This window comes from Arthrobacter dokdonellae (assembly GCF_003268655.1).
Lineage (GTDB): Bacteria > Actinomycetota > Actinomycetes > Actinomycetales > Micrococcaceae > Specibacter > Specibacter dokdonellae.
This window is the reverse complement of the sequence record NZ_CP029642.1, coordinates 1,563,890-1,583,575: the sequence shown is the minus strand read 5'-3', so window position 1 is coordinate 1,583,575 and position 19,686 is coordinate 1,563,890. Positions and strand designations below refer to the sequence as shown.

The following is a 19,686-nucleotide window of genomic DNA, read 5'->3' as shown; positions in this document are numbered from 1 at the left end:
AACCTGGCGTGGGACAGGACAGCCCCCAAGGCATATCCGGACTTGGCGTCAACGCCAATGTTCACAACTGGAAAGGCGGACAGCTCAAACCCGCCATCCACAAGATCGCGGACCTCGGAGACGTTACTTGGCGCGTGATCATCGACAAAGCTGACTGGGAACCGGCGAGGTACGGTACGCCGCTGTCCTACGACTGGGACTACTATGACTCGATATACTCCGCCGGTAAAATGTCCGACCTGTTCAACACCATCGAATACATAAACAGTTTCCCCGGCCAACAGGTCATGATCAATGTCATGGGCCCTGTTTCGTCGTGGATGGGCGGGAACCACATCCAACCCACTGATGAGGACTATTGGGTCCGCATGATCGCGTCGATGGTCTACTACGGAAGAGTCGTCCGACATCTCGACTTCAAGCTTCTGGGACCAATGAACGAAGAGGACCTGAATGGAGTTGAAGGTCCTCTCGTCGGTCCCGAGCAGTACGTGCGACTGCTATCGAAGTTGTCGAAACAACTCGACCGTTTGGGATTGAAGGACATCCGTTTTGTCGCGCCTGATACCGCCGGCCACGATCGCGCTCTGTCCGAGTACCTTCCTGCGCTTGAGTCGGTCCCGGCGCTCTGGGACCGGATTGCGGTATTTGGGATTCACAGTTACGACGGACAAACATCCGACGCCGCGGATGTCGTTGCACAAGTGGCCGGCCGGAGGCCGGCAACCTGGGTAACCGAGTTCTCCGGACCCTGTCCGGGATGTGATGAGGGGGCGCCGAATCCCGCGGATTGGTCGAGCGCGCTGACGACCGCGGGTTTCGCCGTCTCGCTGATGCAGCAGGGCGTGTCCGGATTGCAGTTCTATGACGCGTGGGACGGATACTACGAGCACCATGCCAGCATGGGTTACTGGGGCGCCCTCGCATACTTGCCCGCTACGGGCACGTACAGCCCGAGAAAGAGCTACTACGTACTCGCACAGTTGATCAAATTCACGCCGCGGAATTCTTTTCTAATATCGTCGTCGTCGAACGAGGTCGGAATGAAATGGATTGCGTTGCGCTCGCCGGACGGCGTTCGGTTAACAATTTTGGGCGTAAACCCGTCGGACGCGACGCAGCGTGCCGCCATAACGTTGCTCGATGAACGCATCAGCTCAACTCTCGCGTTGTACATCACGAACGCCGAAAAAGATATGTCGCAGTCGAAGGCTGTTTCAATGACATCTGGAAGCACTGAAGTATCCATTCCACCCAAAACCGTATTCACATTCACGGGTACAATTGCTCGTCAATAAATCACGAGGGGATTTTTCATGATAAAAGTTAGAGGTCTCGAGGCATGGCTGGAAGCTAGACGTCGATTGCGCGACAAGCAAAGTTCGCGACCGCGCCTTGATGCGAGATGCTACAACCCCGGTCGGCACGACGGCAGCACTCTCACTCGACGATTCAAGGCAGCGTCATGATACCCAGATTTAACGGAAATACGCTCGGAGGTTCGGTTCGTACGTCCGGCGACCGGTTCAGGCCTGCAAAACAGGTGGTGCTGGGTGGGACGACCGTCAATTTGTGCGAATTTGGCGATGCTGTCGCTGACATCGTGGATGCCTCCATGTCGCCCTCCATGAAACCTCTTGCGGTGGTCTCCGCCAATCTCGACCACGTTTTTCACTTCGGATCGGGCGGCAAATGGGCTGACCATCTGGAGACAGCCGGGGTGACCTGGATGACGCTACTGGATGGAGCTCCCTTACGGGCCAAGGCGGAGCGCCTTACAGGTACGAAGTGGCCGCGGTTAGCGGGCAGTGACTTGATAAATCCATTGCTGGACAAGTTCGAATCGGCTGCTGTTCGAATCGGATTTCTCGGCGGCAGCGCTTCGGTCCAGGCAGAGTTGAAACGAAAGCTTGCTCTAAGCCGCCCTGGCCTCGAAGTCTCCGGCTACTGGTCCCCGACACGATCTGAACTCGCCGATACCGAGGCCTCATCACGGCTCGCGGACGAAATCGCGGCCGCTGGGACGGACATTCTCGTTGTTGGACTCGGCAAGCCACGGCAGGAACTCTGGATAGCTCAGCACGGGGCAAGGACCGGGGCCAGGGTTCTTCTTGCTTTCGGCGCCGTCGTGGATTTTCTGGCCGGCAGGATTGCACGAGCACCGGAAATTGTTGCCCGCGCCGGCCTGGAATGGACTTGGCGTCTCGCGCTGGAGCCGCGCCGGCTCGCCAACCGTTACCTCGTCCAGGGCCCGGAGGCGTACCTACGCCTGTTGACGTCGAGTGGGACCGCGACGACGTTCCCCCTCCACTCCGCCGGACGGACAATGATCCAATTGCCTCTGGATGATGACGACCGCGACGAGCCCGTCGACTATTGCGATCGATTGCAGACTCGTGGCGCCGAGAACAATCGGTTCGTACAACGAGATGACCTCGCCGACCTGACAGCGGTCATCGTGACTTTCAACAACGCCAACGACATTGATGCTTTGCTGGACGATCTTCGGCACGAAGTTTGCGCGCAAAGCATCAAGGTCGTGATTGTGGACAATGGATCCTCCGACGGAACTGTCGACAGTATCCATGCTCATTCAGACGTAGTCGTCGCCTACACTGACGGAAACCTTGGCTACGCAGGCGGAATTAACGCCGCACTCCGCGCCGCGGGACCCCGTGCAGACGTCATCATCCTAAACCCGGATCTGCGCATCCGGCCGGGAGCCCTCAAAATGATGCGTCAGCGACTACGTTCTTCGCATGCCGCCGTCGTAGTTCCGCGGCTAGTGGACCAGGACGGAACGACCTACCCTTCGCTTCGGAGGGAACCCGATCCGCTTAAGTCATTGGGGGACGCACTCTTGGGAAGCCGGGTGCCACGCCGTCCGGCCTGGCTGTCGGAAATTGACTACGACATGGAAAGCTACAACTATGCACATCGAGTGGACTGGGCGACGGGTGCTTCCCTACTCATAGCGGCGGACGTCGCGGACACGTTGGGTCCGTGGGACGAAAGGTTCTTCCTGTATTCGGAGGAAACGGACTTTTGTCGGCGTGTCAGGACACAAGGGGGCAGCATCTGGTACGAACCCGACGCCGTGATGCAACATACCCGCGGCGGGTCAGGCTCGTCACCGGCACTTGTTGCCCTCATGGCGATCAACCGTGTCAGGTACGCACGCAAGTACGCGCCCGGCACCTACGCCCGTGTTACGCAAGCGAGCGTCCTACTTGGCGCATCTATCCGGTTCTGGCAGGAGGGACACAGGCTCGCTGTCAGGCACTTGTTCGACGACGGGGGGTGGAACCAGTTGCCTGGACCGTCGGAGCACGATATCCCCAACCGACAGCTCCACGACTTCCCGTCGGGCACGATCATCATCCCGGCGCACAATGAGGAAAACGCCTTGTCCCGAACCTTGGACGCACTCCATCCGGTACTAGCAACGGGGAAAGTCGAAGTCATCGTTGCTTGTAACGGTTGCACGGATGCTACGTCACGGGTGGCCTCTGGATACGACGGTGTGCGTGTGATTGAACTTGAGAACGCATCCAAGACCGCCGCCCTGAATGCCGCCGACGATGCAGCAACATCGTGGCCACGAATCTACCTTGACGCGGACATTGAAATCGGCCCCGCGGCCGTGCGTAGGATCTTCGAAGAACTCGGTGCGGGCCAACTACTCGCGGTTGGCCCGCGGTCGAATTACGACGACGCAGGTGCCCACTGGGCCGTAAGGTCGTTCTACCGTGCGCGCAGGCGAATTTTCAACGACCGTGTCAGCTTGTGGGGCGCTGGAGCCTACGCTCTATCCGAGCGCGGACATGAGCGCTTGGGCATTTTTCCGAACGTGACGGCCGACGACCTTCTGGTCGATCAGCTGTTCTCCGCTTCGGAGAAGGCTGTGCTGGACACGCCACCGACACAGATCCGGACGCCTCGCGACCTCGCTGGCCTGAGTGCCGTCCTGCGACGCACATATCGTGGGAAGGCAGAGCTGCTTGACGCCATTGCCGAGACTCCCGACGCTTCAGTTCCACCGGCAAGTCGGGCCAAAGAGCGAACCATTCAGACGGTTCGACGACTGGCCGAATCAGCCACTAGCCCTGTCAGTGTTTTCGATGCCGCCGTCTATACAGCGTTGGTCACGGCTGCCAGGCTGTCTCTGAACTTGAACCGACACTCCACCGCCACCAACGTCTGGGAGCGGGACGAAAGTAGCAGGGCCGCATTCCCGGCAGGAGACGATTCGGATGTATAGCGGTAGCAAAACCAGCCGGGAGGGCGCGGAGGAGACACCGGCCAACAGGCCTGGTCCTCCACGACTGCTCTACAGCTTCCCGCATGTCCTCGACCGGCCGGGGATCGCCAACACGGCGCTGAATCAGGTCACGAGTCTGGCGCGACTCGGGGTTCCCATCACGTTGTTCTGCGCATCGGTCGGCAACGCAACGCTGCCTTCCACCGTTACAGTTCACGAGACCCTTTCCCTGAAGGGAAACCGCATACCCCACCGCGCAATTGGAGTGCAACGCGCTTATTCCTACCACGACTGGGTTGTGTCCAAATGGCTGGCTAAAAACGCGACATCCATCGATCTAGTCCATGCGTGGCCCCGCGGATGCCTACGTACACTCATGACGGCGCGCACGTTTGGAATCCCTGGTCTGAGGGAGGCGCCCAACCCGCACACGGCAAGTGCATTCCGCGAAAACGCGGCAGCGGCCGCAGATGCAGGGACCATTGTCAGCAAACAAGACTCACATGCGGCTCTACGGGGAGTCCTGCGGCGCGAGACTGCAGAATTTGACGCGGCCAAATACATCTTGGTCCCTTCCGACTACTGCAGGAACGAATTCATAGGCGAAGGGATTGCCCGCGAAAAGCTGCTTCAGCACAGGTACGGTTGCGATATTGCGATTTTCGACAATCCCCGGCCCGACTCGAAAGAGGACAAAACTTTCCGGGCAGTTTTTGTTGGAAGCGGCGGCCCGCGCAAAGGCCTTCACGTGGCTTTGGCCGCATGGAAGCAGGCTTCTCTTCAGGATGCAAGCTTGGTGGTCGCAGGAACCCTTGACAGCGAGTATGCGCGGTCGTTACACGACTACCTTCAGATGGACACCGTTGAGCACATCGGCTTCGTCGCGGACGTCGCCGGACTAATGGCCCAAAGCGACGTCCTCATGCTGCCGTCGTGGACTGAAGGCAGTGCGCTGGTAACGTTTGAGGCCCAGGCGAGCGGCTGCGTACCGTTGGTAAGTGTGGCCTCCGGGGCGCTGGGTCTCCCCGGACGTGACTACCTTTCACATTCCGTTGGTGATTCTGATAGTCTGGCCCAGCAGTTGGCCGAGCTGGCCACGAACCGCGGCCGCCTGGCGGAATTGTCCCAGCATTGCATTTCACAGCGCGACAATCTCACGTGGGATCAGGCTGCGGCCCGTCTCTTGGACTGCTACGAAACTGCGGTTGCGACATGCCGGACTTGAGGCATGCCGGACTTGAGGTATGCCGGACTTGAGGTATGCCCGACTTGAGGCATGCCCGACTTCGGCAGCAAGCTCCCACGCGTCTAGCGGAATTTTCGTTCGCCGTCGATCGTTGTTGGTATGGGCTCGAGGGCGCGTCGCGAGCAAAGTGTCTGGACTGCTACTTGTCCCCGTTCCCGTCCCGCGCGGGCAGGGGACCAGTAGCAATCAGTCTGGCTTGGCGTCACAACTTTAGATGGGCGTTAGCGGCTTCCGACTCTCCTTCTCCAGTCATGGCGGCTTCGCGTTCACGTAACGGGCGAACTATGACATAACGACGACGCCGCCTCGCCACGGCTCGGAGGATCCGGTCCCAGATCTGAGGAAGTCCAATTGCGAGTCCAACTGTTAGGACACCCAGCGCCAGTTCCGCATTTCGGTTCCTGACCGCAACGTAGGTAACATTGGGAACCTGAGGCGAAAGATCCGTCGTGATATAGGCGTTGGAGTGGATACCCATTGACTGCTGCGGTTGCCGGGCAAGCTTCCCGATCTTTGCCACGACGGCCCCAAGTTCACCCGTGACCTCAGCGCCCGACTCGCCCACAACCTCAACGGTGATGACAGGCTGGTCAAAGCTGTTTTGCCACTGCCCGCCATTGTTGGGAACGTACACAGCAGCGCCATGGCGTACACCGGTCCCGTAAAGCGGGGAACTCGTTGTGCTGAGCTCCGGATTGTCGTTTTGTCCGTTATACAAACGGTCTATCATGGCTGCATAATAGACAGTCTTGGCAGATGAAGCGCGTAGCGAATTGCCGCCTACGGACTGTGGGGGCGCCAGGAAGATAACGTTGACACTGGTGTAGTACACACCGGTCTGGATGTGGGCCAGATAGACGACCGGCAGCATGGCTGCGACGGCAAAGCCCGCAACGTACCATCTACGGATAATGGTAAACCCGCTGCGGCGCAAGCGCCTGCGCATGCCCTCCACGATGTCCATCAGGTCCCACCACCTATCGTATCGAGCTCCGGGTGCCTTGCTAGGTTCCAATATGAACCGCACATACCGATAACGAGGAAGAGCATCCCGCATGCTTGGGGAAACGCGAAGCAGTCGAAGAAGGCCGTCAACATGGCGCCACCGATCAAAGACGCCGCAAGTGCCGCGCCCATCGCACGCATCACAGGGGAACGCTGCCGACGCCGCCCTCGAAAGGAGACCACCACAGACAGAAGTAATAGGGAAAAGAAAGCTGCGAGACCGACAAGACCCAGTTCAATTGCCGAGCCCAGATATTGGTTGTCCAAAATCCTATAGGATGGCAAAAACGTGCCGAATCCACGTCCGAAAAGCGGACTCACCCCAATGTACGCAAGTGCTGTCCCATATCCATCGGTTCTCGAGGCCACGCTGGAATCTTCCCCGGAGAACATGCCGATTATGGTGCCCATCATGCCGGGAACCAATACGTAGACCATGACCAGCACCACGCCGAAGGAGGCAAGCATGACGCGCCTGACTGCCGACGGCCATGTCGGCACAAGAATGAGGATGACGGCAGCAAGCCCCAAAAGAGCGGACCTCGTTACGGAGAGCACCGACGAGAGCGTAATCGCTGCAACCGGGAACCACCGAAGGAGCCACGCACGCTTCTTGTCGTATATGGCAACCGTCAGGCAGAACGGCAATGCCATGACCAGAACCATGGCATACTCCAGCGGGTGGGATGCCGTCGCTGCGGCTCGCACGAACCCGGCCCGTGCCACGATTTCCCCGTCGGAGCTCGCGGTCAGTCCTGGGATCTGGATCATGTCGACCAAGCTCAGGCCACTGAAAAATTGCACAAGGCCTAGGAGTGCATACAGACCTCCTAGCAGTGAAAGCCTGCGAACGAGCAATATGAAGCGCTCATGATTGGGGATTCCATCGTTGGCTACGAGAAGCACGCCGGCAAAGGCAGCAACGCGAATGAGCCCGTTGTCCGCGACCCCAATGTCGGAATCCGGCCGCGCGCTCAACGAGGCGACGGTATAGCTGGCTAGGACTGCTCCGCAAAAAACCACCAGGCAAATGCGTACCGGCTGCAGTCGTCGCGTAAGCCGTGTCTGCGGATGCCGGAGATGGTGCCAGCCCCACCATAGCAGCGAGGCAACCGCAAACAAGCCTGCGGGTGCACCCGCTCCCCCGAGTGCCCCGACACGCTGATCCGATGGGATGGCGATGAGTAGAACCAAGTAGATCGTCAGTACAGTCACAGCATCGGGCGGTTTGATTCTGTACACTGCACCGGCATGGCCTCGGTTCCGCGCCGTTTCATAGTCCTTGAGCACGGTCACCTAAACCTTGTCGGCCAACGCTTTGGCCTCTGTGTCGACCCTGGATGCGATATTGGATGTCTGGAGCGGTGAATGAATCTTTAGTCCACCATCCGAGGGCAATCGTGTGACGTCCTTCGAGAATTTACCGACAAGTTCATGTGTGCCGGCCGCACGACGGTTCACGGGACCGGAGTCCGGGACGGACCGGGCGGCGACGCCTTCCGGCGCGGCCAGGCTCCGAGACTTCCTGCGGCGTCGGCGGGACAGCTTGCTGTCGATTATTGCGGTAGCAAGAACCGTCACGGCACCGCCGGCTCCAACAGCAGCGATTACCAGCCGGATCCGGTTCTTGGTTTGGGGATCAGATTTGGAGTCGGAGACGATGTCCATGGTCGAGATGCGGGAGCTTTTTGGGACTTTCAACTGATCTTGCAAGGACGCCAGATTTTGCGGGACGACGACTTGCACGTCCTTCAAGATCTCAAGGGCATCATTATTGCTGGCAGCCGTGACCGTGACCAATAGGATGGGCCCGGCAGCCAACGGGTCCTTTTGGACGTAGTACTTCGCCCCGGTGTATTTCCCCACGACGCCATCGCTTACCGCGTTGGAATTGAGTTTGACAGTCAGTACGCTCAGCGCCTGATCAAGGCCACCCATGTATAGGTACGGGTTTTCTCCGTCGACGACTGCCGTAGCGGGAGGAACGAGGACAATGCTGGCAGTTGCTTGGTATGTAAGGGGCACATTGCGGTACAGCAGGAACCCGCCGCACAACGTGAGCGCTATGCCTACAAGCACGATGTACCATCGTCGCAGCATTCCCTCGAACAGATCATGGAGGAACATCAGGGCAGCCTTCCCAGTTCAGCAACTCGGTGCACGACCGGTTCGTGTATCCCCATTTTCAAGACTTTACTCATTCCCAAGACCATCCCCTCGTTAATTACAGCTATTTTCTCGCTGCCAGCCTGGCTTTCAGCCTGTCCAGCCCGTTTTTTCCAGCCACTTGCAGAACAATTCGCTTGACAACAGCTCGCCCCATCTCGTTTGCTACGCGGTACGGCGTCTTCCATACCATTTCCGCCCCCAATTCCCTAGGCCCAGGGGCGAGAACGTCTGAAATAAGCAACCCGAAGTTGGCCGAGTAGCCATTGAGCGCAACCCGCCTGCCTCTGACTCGATTGCTCACGTTGAGCCCATGGACAACCTGCAACCACGCCGGTGCGCCTCCAACTTCAACGACAGGCATCTGCAGTCCGAGCCGGTTGTGCCAATCGGCCCAGCAACATGCCGGTTCCGTCCAGCCCTCGCGCACGGAACAGAATGCGTTGCTGCGGTCCTTCCGAATGTAAAGCTTCCTGTCCTGCTTGATAAGTCCGTTTGTCAGGTAGAGGACGGCACGCGGGACAACGACGGTAACTTCTTGCAATCGACGAACGAAGTCGTGTGCGATGCCGTCATCATTGTCAAGGTTTGTGGTAATTAGAACATCGCCGCACCCACCAGTCACCGCTTTCAGATCCGAAATTAGATCACTATGGCCGATTTCCGCCCTATAAATGGGAGTGAACGTCCCGTCATTCGACCACAATTCAATTTTTTCCAACAACCAATCCGGAGATTCTGGATCAAAATAGATTATCCAATGGAAATCTTTGATGTCTTGCAGTTTCACAGACGGCAGGCAGTATCGCTCGAACAGAACAGCTCGCTGCTGCAGCCAGCCTTCTTGCGCCCTGACCATGCTTTCCCTGCCCGCCGACGGCAGATTGAACCGAGTCAGAATGACGTGATCGATATTCGGGTTCATTGTCTCACTTTCTTGATCAACCGGACCACAATACCCTTTCGTATATTCGCTCAAGGTCAACTCGCAATCCATCCAGCGAATATCTCCCGAGAATCTCCGCAGAAGCCTTTCGGCCCAGTTCCGCAAGCTCGGATTGTGGACGGTCAAGCGCGGCAATAGTCTCTCGGACCAGTCCGGTCAGATCCTCGACCGGGGCGCAGTAGCTGGGATCGAAAAACTCGCGTCCACCGCCTCCGGCGAAGCCAACTACGTAACATCCACTCGCCATCGCCTCGGCAGCAGGGAGTCCGAAACCTTCGTGCTCGCTCAGGCTTACGAAGAGCTGGCAAGTTTGAAGAGCCTGCCCAACCTGCAACTCGGACATGCCCGTGACGGGCAGGAATTCCCACTGTCCGTCGTCCAATGCTCCCGAGGCCCGCATGATGTGAAGGAATTGATCCAGTTCATGAGCCCGGCGAGTCGGGACATATCCGATGGCGTGACGGTGTTGGCCTTCCAGCCCGGGATGGAACAGCTTTGAGTCCACAACGTTGCGAACTACCTCAACCCGCACATCGGGGAAGGCATATTCGAGTAGTTCTGCGTTGTCCTCGGACACCGTCATCAGGGACAGTATGTTATGGACTCCGGCCAGCGGGTGTCCGGCCGTGGAGCTGTTCAACGGAATCTGATCGAAAGTGTGATGCGCATTCTGGTTAAAGATCATTTTGCGGCAATCATCTGGCAGGAACTGCAGCCCAGGTCCATAACATTCGGGCACAACCAGGATGTCGTTGGCCCGAAAATGGAGAGAGTCCAGCTGCTGCAGCCTCGTGTCGTTCTCGAACCAGCCACATCGGAAACCGTTTCGGTCATGCAGGACGGCGGCGCTGATGCCCATGGAATTGAGCATATCGACATGCCTGTAGATGACCCGCACCCCACCGCTGGGCGTCATTCCGCTTGGGGCGAGGTAATACACGCGTGTCTCACCGCCAGACGGCCGAACATCAATAACCGGCGGCCTGCGCCATTTCAGATCGGACGCGCCCACGATGCCCTGAACCTTTTTTCTTGCCCACGACTTGATGTGCATGAACGCCTCCCTAGTATCCATACCGTTGCCAGCGACGCCACCGCAGCCGGCCGCCAACCTCGGAGTCGAGATAGCTTTGGGCCAACAGCAAGCGCTCGCGGATACCGGAAACGTTGCCTGTCCGACACTTCTGGTACGCCTGCCAGGCAGGCATCCGTGTAACGTCTGCGTTGACGCGGTGGGCAAACTCGACCGCGCGTTGCACCTCATCTTCGGCTGAGTGGTCTTTCGGGTCGACGGATGCAGCCCAGTAAAGCGCCTCGGTACTCGCCCGGCGTCGGGCCATCTCTGCCAAAACCAAGGCCCCCCGGATTTGCTTGCCATCCGCCGTTTCCAGAAATGACTGGTAGGCGCGGAAGCGTTCCTCCAAGTCTTTGGCCACAGTGCCGAACCCGGTCTGCATCATGCTCTCAGGATGGACCCGCCGGTAGGCCTGATCCGGTCCATTGACCCGTCCGACGTCAGCAGCAGCTGCGACCCGCAGCCACATCTCAAGGTCTCCCGAATGCGGGAGCTCCGCGCGGTAGTAACCGACACTGTGATGCACGCTTGTTCGAACCACGGCTTCGGGACTGTAGATAATGCCGAGTCCCCTGTTAAATTGCGCCCGGACCCAGCGCTCCCCTGGCCACACCGACCAGCTTCGAACGTTGGTACCTCCCCTCTTTGGTTGGTCCGTAAATACTTGGGGATGACCATATACGAGGCCGACGTTGGGGTATGCCTCCATGAGGGAGGTCGCCCGGCCAAGTGCCCCCGGTGCCAGCAGGTCATCGGCCGATAGCAGCACCACGTAGTCCGATTCCACGGCCGACAGTCCTTCGTTGTATGTCGCGATATGGCCACGGTTCGTTTCGTGGCGCGTGACGGAAACGGCCTCGTACCGGTCAGCCAACCGTTCCGCAACCACAAAGCTGTCATCGGTAGAGGCGTCGTCGATTACGTGCACGCTCGTTCGCACACCCGTTTGGTTAACGATGCTCTCCACGCATTCCGTCAAGAAGCGGCCATAGTTGTAACAGGGAACAACAACGGCGACATGCGGCTCAAGCTGGGGTACCTGGGCTCCGGCCCGGCGGATCATTGCGCTGCCTTTCGGAAGTCGACGACTGCGGAACCGGCTCCGGTCTCCTCTAATGCTCGGAGGATCCTGCCACCCACCCGGTCCCACGATGCCCTGGCGGCATGCCTTGATGCCACGGCTCCGGTTGTCCGCGCACTCTCCGGGTTGGCCAGGCTCAACATCGCCGCCGAGATCTCGGCGCCATTTTTTGGGTCAACAACGACAGCACCCGCACCTAGCAGTTCGCCGGCGCCGCCCACACCAGTGGCGATTACGGGCAGGCCAGCCGAACCCGCCTCAAGATACGAGATGGGTGAGGGGTCGAACAGGCTAGGCAGGACAAAGCACGTTGCGGATTCATAGAGTTTGTCCAATAACTTTTGAGCCGAAGGTTCCTCCCGTGGCAAAAAGCCGTGCACTTGTACACCGGGTTCTTCGATGGCGGGCGCTCTGCCAACAATGTCGAGCCTGGCGGCAGGAAATCGGCGGCGGACGATTCGAAAGGACTCCAGGACACTCGCACCGTTCTTGCGCTTCCAGTCAACGCCGACAAAAAGGTACCGGGGGGCGTTCCAGTCCTTGCCCGCATTAGCCACGAAACGCGGACGATGTCCCATCCCGACGACGCGGATGCGTTCCTCCGGCAGTCCATATTCCTCCGCAAATGACCCAGCAGCCCATCTAGTGCTCACACAACAAGTGTCCGCTCGGCGACTTGAGGCCCTCTGTCGTCGGATCCACTCCTCGACGTGGCCAGACGGAAAGCCTGCCTGGCGTATGTCGGAGTCTGGATGCTGCCACATCTGCTGGAGCGTTCCGTCATCATAGGTGAGACAATGCAGCCCTTCCGGAAGCACCGCATCAAGTTCGTACATTTCAGTACCCATGGCCACGACAGCGTCCAGCCGGCCTGCACGACGGATGGAGGCCGCCAAGGCGCGGGTGCGTGCTCTTTGCCGCACGGGCATTCTGTCAGCCACCGCGCCTCGTTCCCCCCCGGCGCGCGAGGCAACGGCGACCCACTGGTGAATACCCGGTGCAAGCCGGGCCGATATGGGAACGACTTCCACACCGTTTTGTATCAGGCCGCCGCTAAGCCCGGCCGGTGTCCCCGACCAGTTTGCTGGCGACAAAGCGTCCGGCGCCGGATATAACAGACCGATCCTCATTATTTCCCCCTTGCCTCGGCAGCCGATTGGCTGCCAATGATCGTTATATACGCGCCGTCGCCGACACCTGTCTGGCCGGTGTGGTCCTTCCGCGCCGCAATTTTGTTCCAGAGCGCCTGAACAGGTATCACCTGAACGAGGATCTTGCGCGTCATGCCAAGGTAAATTGTGGCTCCCACGGTTCCACCGATGCTGACAGTTAACCATGCAGACGTAAATGGCAGCGTAACTGCCCACGCGGCCACGGCCGCCGTAGCTGCCGCCAAGGTCGGATGCACCAGCGACGTGAAGACACCCTTGATCCTCGTACCCGTGGCCTTGCGGAGCGCCACCAGATAAACCGGAAGCGTGATGCATGAAATGACTACGATATGAGCGACGCCGGCGCCGATCATGCCACCAAAATGGATACCTGCGGGCAGTGCTGGCAGGAGCCCGGCCAGTGCAATGGCCTGGACCCAAAAAAGAACGCCCGTCCGCCCGGTGGCAATGATGACGTTGGCACACAACAAGCCCAGGATGAAGCTGATGCCATAGAACGACAACACGGCCAGCACCGGACCCCCTGCTGTCCACTGGGTACCGTAGACGGCTTCAATAATCGGCCCAGAGAAAACGAAAGTAAAGCCTGCAATAGGAAATGCGACCCATGCCACCGTGCGGACAGCGGCAGCCACCGCAGCGGGGACGTCACCCCCATCGCGCAGCACCGCCGACACGCCTGGCAGCACCACTTGATTGAGCATCGAACCCATGACGGCCGTCGACCATGTCGAGATATTAAAAGCGAGCATGTAGATGCCAAGGTCGGCGGCCCCCATCAAGCGCCCCACGAAAAGGTTGTCAACATTAAGCAGCACTTGGCTCATAAGGTTTGCCAGGGCCAGCGGCAGTCCAAATCCCAGCAAAGGTGCTATGACTGTCTTATTGAAACGCGGCCAGTAAAATCGGGATGCTGCCCTCAGCATCATGGTTCCCATGACCGCTTGGCCGATGACGCGCGACCACGCGAACGCGTCCGCCCCCCAGCCCGCGATGCCGAAGCCAAGAAGCGCTCCACTGCCGGCCACGAAGGACACCGCCGTGGCACGGAAGATCAAGTCCTGGCGGAAGTCGCGCTGCAGGATGGCACCGGGTACTGCGAAAGGACCGATCAGCGCAACGGCTATAGACATGATCTGGATAGTTGATGCGGCCGCGCCATTCCCGAGCGCCTCGGCTATGTCGCCAGCGAAAAACGCCATGGGGGCGGCCAGCAGGAGGCTCGTCCCGATGGCTATTGTCGACACAGTCGGTGCAATCTTGTCGATATCGAGATCCGAGCGGGCAACCGCCGAAGCAACGCCCAGCTCAGCCAGGCTGACAACGAACGCGTGGACAGTGATGGCCAAGGCAAAGATCCCAAACTCCTCAGGCACCATAATGCGCGCTACGACGGCCATCACGGCGATGTTGCTAAAGCGCATGACAAGCGTGCTGCCAGCGGTCCAAAATGCCCCCCGCCGGACAGATCCGGCCAAACTGGCGTCTCCCGCGGGCTTCGCGTTGGCACGAGGCAATAGCCTGCTGTCGAATCGACTTGATCGGGCTTTGATAGGTGACGATGTCACTGTCTACCGCCTCGTCCCGCGAGGCTCCGAGGGCCCCGATCGCGTTCCCGCTGTGCCGCTAACGGCGCCGGCGAGCACCCCGACAACCCGCTCCTGCTGCCCCGCTGTGATGTGCGGGAAGATCGGCAGCGACAGGATACGGCCGGCGGCAGCCTCGGCCACCGGGAAATCCCCAAGGCCGCGTCCCAGGTGGGAGAACGCCTTCGTCAGGTGGACCGGCGTCGGATAGTGGATCCCGGCGCCGATGCCGGCTGAATGGAGGGCGTAGAGCACCCGGTCCCTGTCATCGACCTGGACCACGTACAGGTGCCAGACGTCCTCATAGCCAGCCCGGGAAACAGGTGCTTCCGCGCCCGGGACAGCGGAGAGCAGCTCCCCGTAACGGGCCGCCGCCGCCCGGCGCAGTCCGTTCCAGCGCGGCAGGCGCTTGAGCTTGGCGCTCAGAACCACGGCCTGGATGGTGTCCAGCCGGGAATTCATGCCCACCACGTCGTGCACGTACTTGGAACTGCTGCCGTGCCCGCCCAGCATGCGCACCTGCTCGGCGATGTCCGGATCGTCCGTTGTCACCGCCCCCGCGTCGCCGGCGGCCCCGAGGTTCTTCCCCGGGTAAAAGCTGGTTGCCGCGGCCAGGCCGAACGACCCCGAAACCTTGCCGTCTCGGTGCGCGCCCTGCGATTGCGCCGCATCTTCAATGACCACGGCACCGCAGGAGGAGCCAATGTCCAGGATCTCCGCCATCGGCGCGAGCTGGCCAAAAAGGTGGACCGGCAGGATGGCCTGGGTCTTGGCCGTCACCGCTTCGGTCACGGCAGCCGGATCGATGAGCAGGTGCACCGGATCGACGTCCACCAGCACGGGGACGGCACCAATCCTTGCCACAGCCTCCGCCGTCGCCACAAACGTGTTGGCCGGCAGGATCACCTCTCCCCCGGGCCGCACGCCGCCGGCGCGCAGGGCGAGTTCCAGCGCGTCGGTGCCGTTGCCAACGCCGACGCAGTGCCGCGTCCCCGTAAAACCGGCGTAGGCGGTCTCAAACCGGCCCACGGCCGGACCGCCAATGAAAGCGGCTGTGCGCAGCACCTCATCAATTTCGGGACGGATGTCGTCCAGAATCTCGGCCTGTTGGGCCTGCAGGTCAACCAGTGGAATCGATTCCATGTCAGTCCCCCTCTTTCCTATCGATCGGCACTTGTCTTGCCGGACCCGGCGGCATCATGGGGCGGGCCGGGACCCCCACCCAGGTTTCGCAGTCGGGCACGTCCTGTACGACGGCGGCCCCCATGCCTATGGTGGCCCCGGCGCCTATGGTGCACCGTTCCCTGACGCTGGCATTCATGCCCAGGTAGGCGCCCCGGCCAACCCGGACGCCGCCGCCCAACGAGACACCCGCCGTCACCGTGGCGAAATCTGCCACCTGGTTGTCGTGGGTGAACGTCACGTGCGGCATCGCGACCACGTGTGCGCCGATCTCCACACCGGCGGTCAGCACCACATTGCCCAGCAGAATGCTCCCCGGGCCCACCGTCGAGTTGTCCGAGACAACGGCCGTCCGGTCAATGACCCTGGCGTACCGCTCGGTCCCAACCCCCAAGTCGCCAAGCCGGCCCACGATCGCCTGCCGCGCGACACCCTTGCCGGCACAAACCACGAACTTCGCCTTGGGGAACGCGCCGGCGTCGTCGATCCTGCCCAGCACGCGCATGCCGTCCACGGTGGCTCCAACCAGCGCGGGATCGTCGTCCAGGAACCCTCGCACGGAGTAGCTCTCGCCGGCGTGGACCGACGCCAGCACTTCGCGGGCCAGGCCGCTGGCCGCCACAAGGATCAATTCAGTCACGGACCCTTACCCCCTATCGGCGGACCACACGGCGTCGATCACGCGGTCCTGTTCATGGTTGGTCAGCTGGTGGTAAACGGGAAGTATCAGCGTGTTGTCCGTAAGCCGCTCCGTCACTGACAGGTCTGCGGTGCCGGTATCCAAGCCGCTGTAGGCAGGCTGGCGGTGCGATGCCATGATGCCCCGGCGCGCGGAGATGCCCAGGTTCGCGAGGTGCAACAGAACGTCCTCACGGCCGCTGCCAAATTCGGGGAGAACCTCGAGCCAAAACGACTGGAAATTGCTGGTCCCGTGGTCCGGGTCTCGGGAAAGCCGCAGACCTGGAACGCCCGCCAGTCCTTCCGTGTAACGTGCGACGATCTCGCGGCGGCGCCTGACAGCCTCGGCCAGCCGGCCCAGCTGGACGATGCCCACCGCCGCCTGCATGTCCGTCATGCGAAAGTTGAAGCCGATTTCGGAGTATTCCTCCTGGGGTGCCAACAGTGACGAGTGCCGGTCCGCGGCAGAGGCGCTCATGGCGTGTTCACGCAGCTTTGATGCCCGCCCGGCCCAATTGGCGTGGCAGGTGGTGAGCATGCCTCCCTCGCCGGTGGTCAGGATCTTTCGCGGGTGGAAGGACCATGCCGCCACTTCCGCGCCGGCCGCGACCGGCCGTCCCTTGTAGGTGGATCCGGCACCGCAGGCTGCATCCTCGATCACCACGATTCCCCGCGAGTCGCACATGGCCCGGATGGGGTCCAGGTCGACGGGCATGCCGCCCTGGTCCACCACAATCACCGCCCGTGTGTTGGCCGTGAGGGCCGCGGCGATGGTTGCGGCGGTGACGTTCCCGGTTTCGGCCTCGACATCGGCGAAGACCGGCCGTGCGCCCACATAAGTGGGCGCGTTGGCCGTCGCGATGAAGGAAAAGGAAGGAACGACGACGTCGTCGCCGGCCTTGACGCCGGCCGCCACGAGTGCAAGGTGCAGGGCCGTGGTGCAGTTGGACGTGGCGACAGCGAACTTCGCCCCCTGTGCCTGCGCGAATTCGGTTTCAAACTGCCTCACCTTGGGCCCCTGTGCGACCCAGCCTGAGGCAATGACCTGTGCGACGGCGTCGGCCTCCTCCGTGCCAAGCCACGGCTTCATGACGTTGATGCGGGGCGGGGCCGCCACGCCTGCGGTGCTGTGCGTGGTCATCGTGAACCCGCTGCCCCGGCGCCCACCGAACGCCCCGCCGCGATCTCCTCGCGCAGGGGCATCCACCAGTCCACAAGACTGCGCAGTCCGTCTTCCAGCCCGGTGGTCGCGGAAAAGCCCAGGTCCCGCCGGGCAGCGGAGACGTCGGCGAGCCGCCGGGCAACGCCGTTCACGGCGCGTTCCGGTCCGTGCTGGACGCCCAACGGCGAGTCCATGGCCCTCAAGAGCGCCTCCGCCAGGCCAAGGAGGCTGGTTTCCGTGCCGCTGGCGATGTTGTAGGAGCCTTCGGTGATGTCGCTTCCGGCGGCAAGGATGTTGGCGCGGGCGATGTCCTCCGTGTACACAAAGTCCATCGTTTGACGCCCGTCGCCATAGATCAGCGGCGGCAGGCCGTCGACAATGCGTTCCATCCAGCGCACCAGGACCTCCGTGTAGAGGCCGTGCACGTCCATCCTCGGGCCGTAGACGTTGAAGTAGCGCAGGAGAACGTAGTCCAGGCCGCTCATGGCCCGAAAGCTTCTGGCCATGCCCTCGTTGAAGGACTTGGCCGCCCCGTAAAAAGTGTCGTTGTTGTGGTGGTGATGGCGTTCGGAGGTGGGGAACTCCTCCGCCATCCCATAGACGGAGGCGCTGGAGGCGGCAATCACCTTGTCCACCTTGTGCTCCGCGGCGGCCTCAAGGACAGTGAACGTCCCGTCCACCAGCACTTCCAGGGCCAGCCTCGGCTCCTCCGCGCACTGGGTGATGCGGATGGCCGCCTGGTGGAACACAATGTCCTTGCCGCGCGTCAGGTCATGGACGGCGTCGCGGTCCCGCAGGTCCGCGTCCACCAGGGTCACCCTGCCCGAGGCAAGTGCCGGTTCCAGATTGGCGCGGCGCCCCCGCACCAGGTTGTCCAGGACATCCACGTGCGCCGCCCCGGCGTCGAGCAGTTGGTCAACAATTGTTGAACCAATGGTTCCCGCCCCGCCTGTCACCAGTACAGTGGCCCCTTGCAGCTTAGTCATCGTGTTCCCTCCAGTTGAACGTTGCCGTCTGCAACAAAACTTTGTTCGCCACCGTTTTCCAGGCTCCGGCTGGCCGCTTCCAGGACATTGAGCACGCGCAGTCCGGCGGCCCCGCTGGTCCGTGAGGGGCGTCCTTCCCTGATGCTGGCGGCAAATTCGGCCACCATCTGACCCAGTGCTTCCTTTTCCGGCAGTGCCGGCGACCAAGTGTCGCCCAGCCGGTACGAAATTGCCTGGGCCTTGCGCTGGGCTGCCGTGGTGGTGGCCTTCTCAAAATTGACGCCCCGGTCATAGATGCTCAGCCGCTGTTGCGGGTTGAGGTCGTCCCAGACCAGGGTCCGCTTGGAACCGCCAATGACCATCTGGCGGATCTTGGTGGGGCTGAGCCAATTGACATTGATGTGGGCCATGGCGTTGTTGGGGAGCGCGAACGTCAGGTGGCCCACGCAGGACTTGCCCGTGCCCAGCGGGTCCGCGCCGTGTGCGGCCACGGTCTCCGGGCGCAATCCTTCGGGCATGATGAAATCGATGACGGAAAGGTCGTGCGGTGCCAGGTCCCAAAAGACATCCACGTCCGGCTGGACCAGGCCAAGGTTGATCCGCACGGAATCGATGAAGAGAATCTCGCCCAGTTCGCCGTCGGCAATGAGTTGGCGGATCTTGATCGCGGCCGGCGTGTAGCAGTACGTGTGGTCGGCCATGAGGGTCAGCCTGCGGGACGCTGCCAGCTCCACCATTTCCAGGCCCAGCTCGCGGCTGGCGGCCAGCGGCTTCTCGACAAGCACGTGCTTGCCGGCTTCCAACGCCTGCAGCGCCACGAGGTGGTGGGTGCGGGCCGGCGTGGCGATGGCGACCGCGTCGACATCGGTCGAGGCGAGCAGTTCAGCCAGGCTGGAAAATACCGGAACATCCCCGAGCGGGCCGGCGATCGCCCGGGCCCGGGACAGGTCCATGTCGACAATTGCGGCGAGTTCCCAATCCGGACCGGCCTTGAAATTCCGGGCCAGGTTTGGGCCCCAGTAGCCCGCGCCGATAACGGCGGCCTTCAGGCGAGTACCGTCCGGCCGCGGCTGTGGCAGGGAATTTGGGCTTGAGACCATGACGCTATCCATTTCTCTTGTCTGTAAATGCTGTGGGCGG

At 61.1% G+C, this 19,686-nt stretch carries 16 protein-coding genes; 3 read left to right on the top strand and 13 right to left on the bottom strand.

The genetic code is table 11. From position 1 onward, the window contains the following. The first annotated feature begins 8 nt into the window (after nucleotides 1–8). From DMB86_RS07015 to DMB86_RS07005, 3 genes are all read left to right on the top strand, one after another. Entirely contained in the window at nucleotides 9–1,298 is a 1,290-nt protein-coding gene (locus DMB86_RS07015; protein WP_113717149.1) for a glycoside hydrolase, read from the top strand. A 167-nt stretch (nucleotides 1,299–1,465) separates the two neighbouring features. Beyond that, complete coding sequence (locus tag DMB86_RS07010; RefSeq protein WP_227878643.1) at nucleotides 1,466–4,261, top strand: WecB/TagA/CpsF family glycosyltransferase; 2,796 nt, start codon at nucleotides 1,466–1,468, stop codon at nucleotides 4,259–4,261. Further along, nucleotides 4,254–5,486, top strand: a complete 1,233-nt coding sequence (locus tag DMB86_RS07005; protein WP_113717147.1) for a glycosyltransferase family 4 protein — start codon at nucleotides 4,254–4,256, stop codon at nucleotides 5,484–5,486. Before DMB86_RS07010 ends, DMB86_RS07005 begins: the two co-directional genes overlap by 8 nt. Nucleotides 5,487–5,709: 223 nt before the next feature. Here the strand turns inward: DMB86_RS07005 and DMB86_RS07000 are convergent, their stop codons facing one another. The 13 genes from DMB86_RS07000 to DMB86_RS06940 all read right to left on the bottom strand — a co-directional run bounded on the left by DMB86_RS07000 (nucleotide 5,710) and on the right by DMB86_RS06940 (nucleotide 19,646). Beyond that, nucleotides 5,710–6,471, bottom strand: coding sequence for a hypothetical protein (locus DMB86_RS07000; RefSeq protein ID WP_113717146.1), 762 nt, complete (start codon nucleotides 6,469–6,471; stop codon nucleotides 5,710–5,712). Continuing rightward, nucleotides 6,471–7,808, bottom strand: coding sequence for an O-antigen ligase family protein (locus DMB86_RS06995; RefSeq protein ID WP_129545490.1), 1,338 nt, complete (start codon nucleotides 7,806–7,808; stop codon nucleotides 6,471–6,473). Before DMB86_RS06995 ends, DMB86_RS07000 begins: the two co-directional genes overlap by 1 nt. Continuing rightward, nucleotides 7,809–8,639, bottom strand: coding sequence for a hypothetical protein (locus DMB86_RS06990; RefSeq protein ID WP_113717144.1), 831 nt, complete (start codon nucleotides 8,637–8,639; stop codon nucleotides 7,809–7,811). 103 nt (nucleotides 8,640–8,742) lie between these two features. Then, complete coding sequence (locus DMB86_RS06985; RefSeq protein ID WP_113717143.1) at nucleotides 8,743–9,603, bottom strand: glycosyltransferase; 861 nt, start codon at nucleotides 9,601–9,603, stop codon at nucleotides 8,743–8,745. A gap of 16 nt (nucleotides 9,604–9,619) precedes the next feature. Beyond that, complete coding sequence (locus DMB86_RS06980) at nucleotides 9,620–10,678, bottom strand: glycosyltransferase (RefSeq protein ID WP_171814407.1); 1,059 nt, start codon at nucleotides 10,676–10,678, stop codon at nucleotides 9,620–9,622. A 10-nt stretch (nucleotides 10,679–10,688) separates the two neighbouring features. Then, nucleotides 10,689–11,762, bottom strand: coding sequence for a glycosyltransferase family 2 protein (locus tag DMB86_RS06975; protein WP_113717141.1), 1,074 nt, complete (start codon nucleotides 11,760–11,762; stop codon nucleotides 10,689–10,691). Further along, entirely contained in the window at nucleotides 11,759–12,628 is an 870-nt protein-coding gene (locus tag DMB86_RS20540) for a glycosyltransferase family 4 protein (RefSeq protein ID WP_171814406.1), read from the bottom strand. The genes DMB86_RS06975 and DMB86_RS20540 overlap by 4 nt, the downstream gene beginning before the upstream one ends. Before the next feature lie 281 nt (nucleotides 12,629–12,909). Further along, a complete protein-coding gene (locus DMB86_RS06965; RefSeq protein ID WP_113717140.1) occupies nucleotides 12,910–14,376 on the bottom strand; it encodes an oligosaccharide flippase family protein in 1,467 nt (488 codons plus the stop codon). 147 nt (nucleotides 14,377–14,523) lie between these two features. Further along, nucleotides 14,524–15,681, bottom strand: a complete 1,158-nt coding sequence (locus DMB86_RS06960) for a DegT/DnrJ/EryC1/StrS family aminotransferase (RefSeq protein ID WP_113717139.1) — start codon at nucleotides 15,679–15,681, stop codon at nucleotides 14,524–14,526. A 1-nt stretch (nucleotide 15,682) separates the two neighbouring features. Further along, entirely contained in the window at nucleotides 15,683–16,360 is a 678-nt protein-coding gene (locus DMB86_RS06955; RefSeq protein ID WP_113717138.1) for a NeuD/PglB/VioB family sugar acetyltransferase, read from the bottom strand. Nucleotides 16,361–16,366: 6 nt separating this feature from the next. Then, nucleotides 16,367–17,539: a DegT/DnrJ/EryC1/StrS family aminotransferase gene (locus DMB86_RS06950; protein ID WP_227878641.1), complete on the bottom strand. Its 1,173-nt coding sequence runs from the start codon at nucleotides 17,537–17,539 to the stop codon at nucleotides 16,367–16,369. After that, a complete protein-coding gene (locus tag DMB86_RS06945) occupies nucleotides 17,536–18,546 on the bottom strand; it encodes an NAD-dependent epimerase/dehydratase family protein (RefSeq protein ID WP_113717137.1) in 1,011 nt (336 codons plus the stop codon). The genes DMB86_RS06950 and DMB86_RS06945 overlap by 4 nt, the downstream gene beginning before the upstream one ends. Beyond that, entirely contained in the window at nucleotides 18,543–19,646 is a 1,104-nt protein-coding gene (locus DMB86_RS06940) for a Gfo/Idh/MocA family protein (RefSeq protein ID WP_113717136.1), read from the bottom strand. Before DMB86_RS06940 ends, DMB86_RS06945 begins: the two co-directional genes overlap by 4 nt. Between the last annotated feature and the right edge of the window lie 40 nt (nucleotides 19,647–19,686).

Bases quoted from the DNA above. Each gene is read 5' to 3' on its own strand.
- DMB86_RS07005 (WP_113717147.1), top strand. From the start codon at position 4,254: ATGTATAGCGGTAGCAAAACCAGCCGGGAGGGCGCGGAGGAGACACCG.
- DMB86_RS07010 (WP_227878643.1), top strand. From the start codon at position 1,466: ATGATACCCAGATTTAACGGAAATACGCTCGGAGGTTCGGTTCGTACG.
- DMB86_RS06980 (WP_171814407.1), bottom strand. From the start codon at position 10,678: ATGCACATCAAGTCGTGGGCAAGAAAAAAGGTTCAGGGCATCGTGGGC.
- DMB86_RS06950 (WP_227878641.1), bottom strand. From the start codon at position 17,539: ATGACCACGCACAGCACCGCAGGCGTGGCGGCCCCGCCCCGCATCAAC.
- DMB86_RS20540 (WP_171814406.1), bottom strand. From the start codon at position 12,628: ATGGGTACTGAAATGTACGAACTTGATGCGGTGCTTCCGGAAGGGCTG.
- DMB86_RS06940 (WP_113717136.1), bottom strand. From the start codon at position 19,646: ATGGTCTCAAGCCCAAATTCCCTGCCACAGCCGCGGCCGGACGGTACT.
- DMB86_RS06975 (WP_113717141.1), bottom strand. From the start codon at position 11,762: ATGATCCGCCGGGCCGGAGCCCAGGTACCCCAGCTTGAGCCGCATGTC.
- DMB86_RS06965 (WP_113717140.1), bottom strand. From the start codon at position 14,376: ATGCGCTTTAGCAACATCGCCGTGATGGCCGTCGTAGCGCGCATTATG.
- DMB86_RS06985 (WP_113717143.1), bottom strand. From the start codon at position 9,603: ATGAACCCGAATATCGATCACGTCATTCTGACTCGGTTCAATCTGCCG.
- DMB86_RS07000 (WP_113717146.1), bottom strand. From the start codon at position 6,471: ATGGACATCGTGGAGGGCATGCGCAGGCGCTTGCGCCGCAGCGGGTTT.
- DMB86_RS06960 (WP_113717139.1), bottom strand. From the start codon at position 15,681: ATGGAATCGATTCCACTGGTTGACCTGCAGGCCCAACAGGCCGAGATT.
- DMB86_RS06990 (WP_113717144.1), bottom strand. From the start codon at position 8,639: ATGTTCCTCCATGATCTGTTCGAGGGAATGCTGCGACGATGGTACATC.
- DMB86_RS06945 (WP_113717137.1), bottom strand. From the start codon at position 18,546: ATGACTAAGCTGCAAGGGGCCACTGTACTGGTGACAGGCGGGGCGGGA.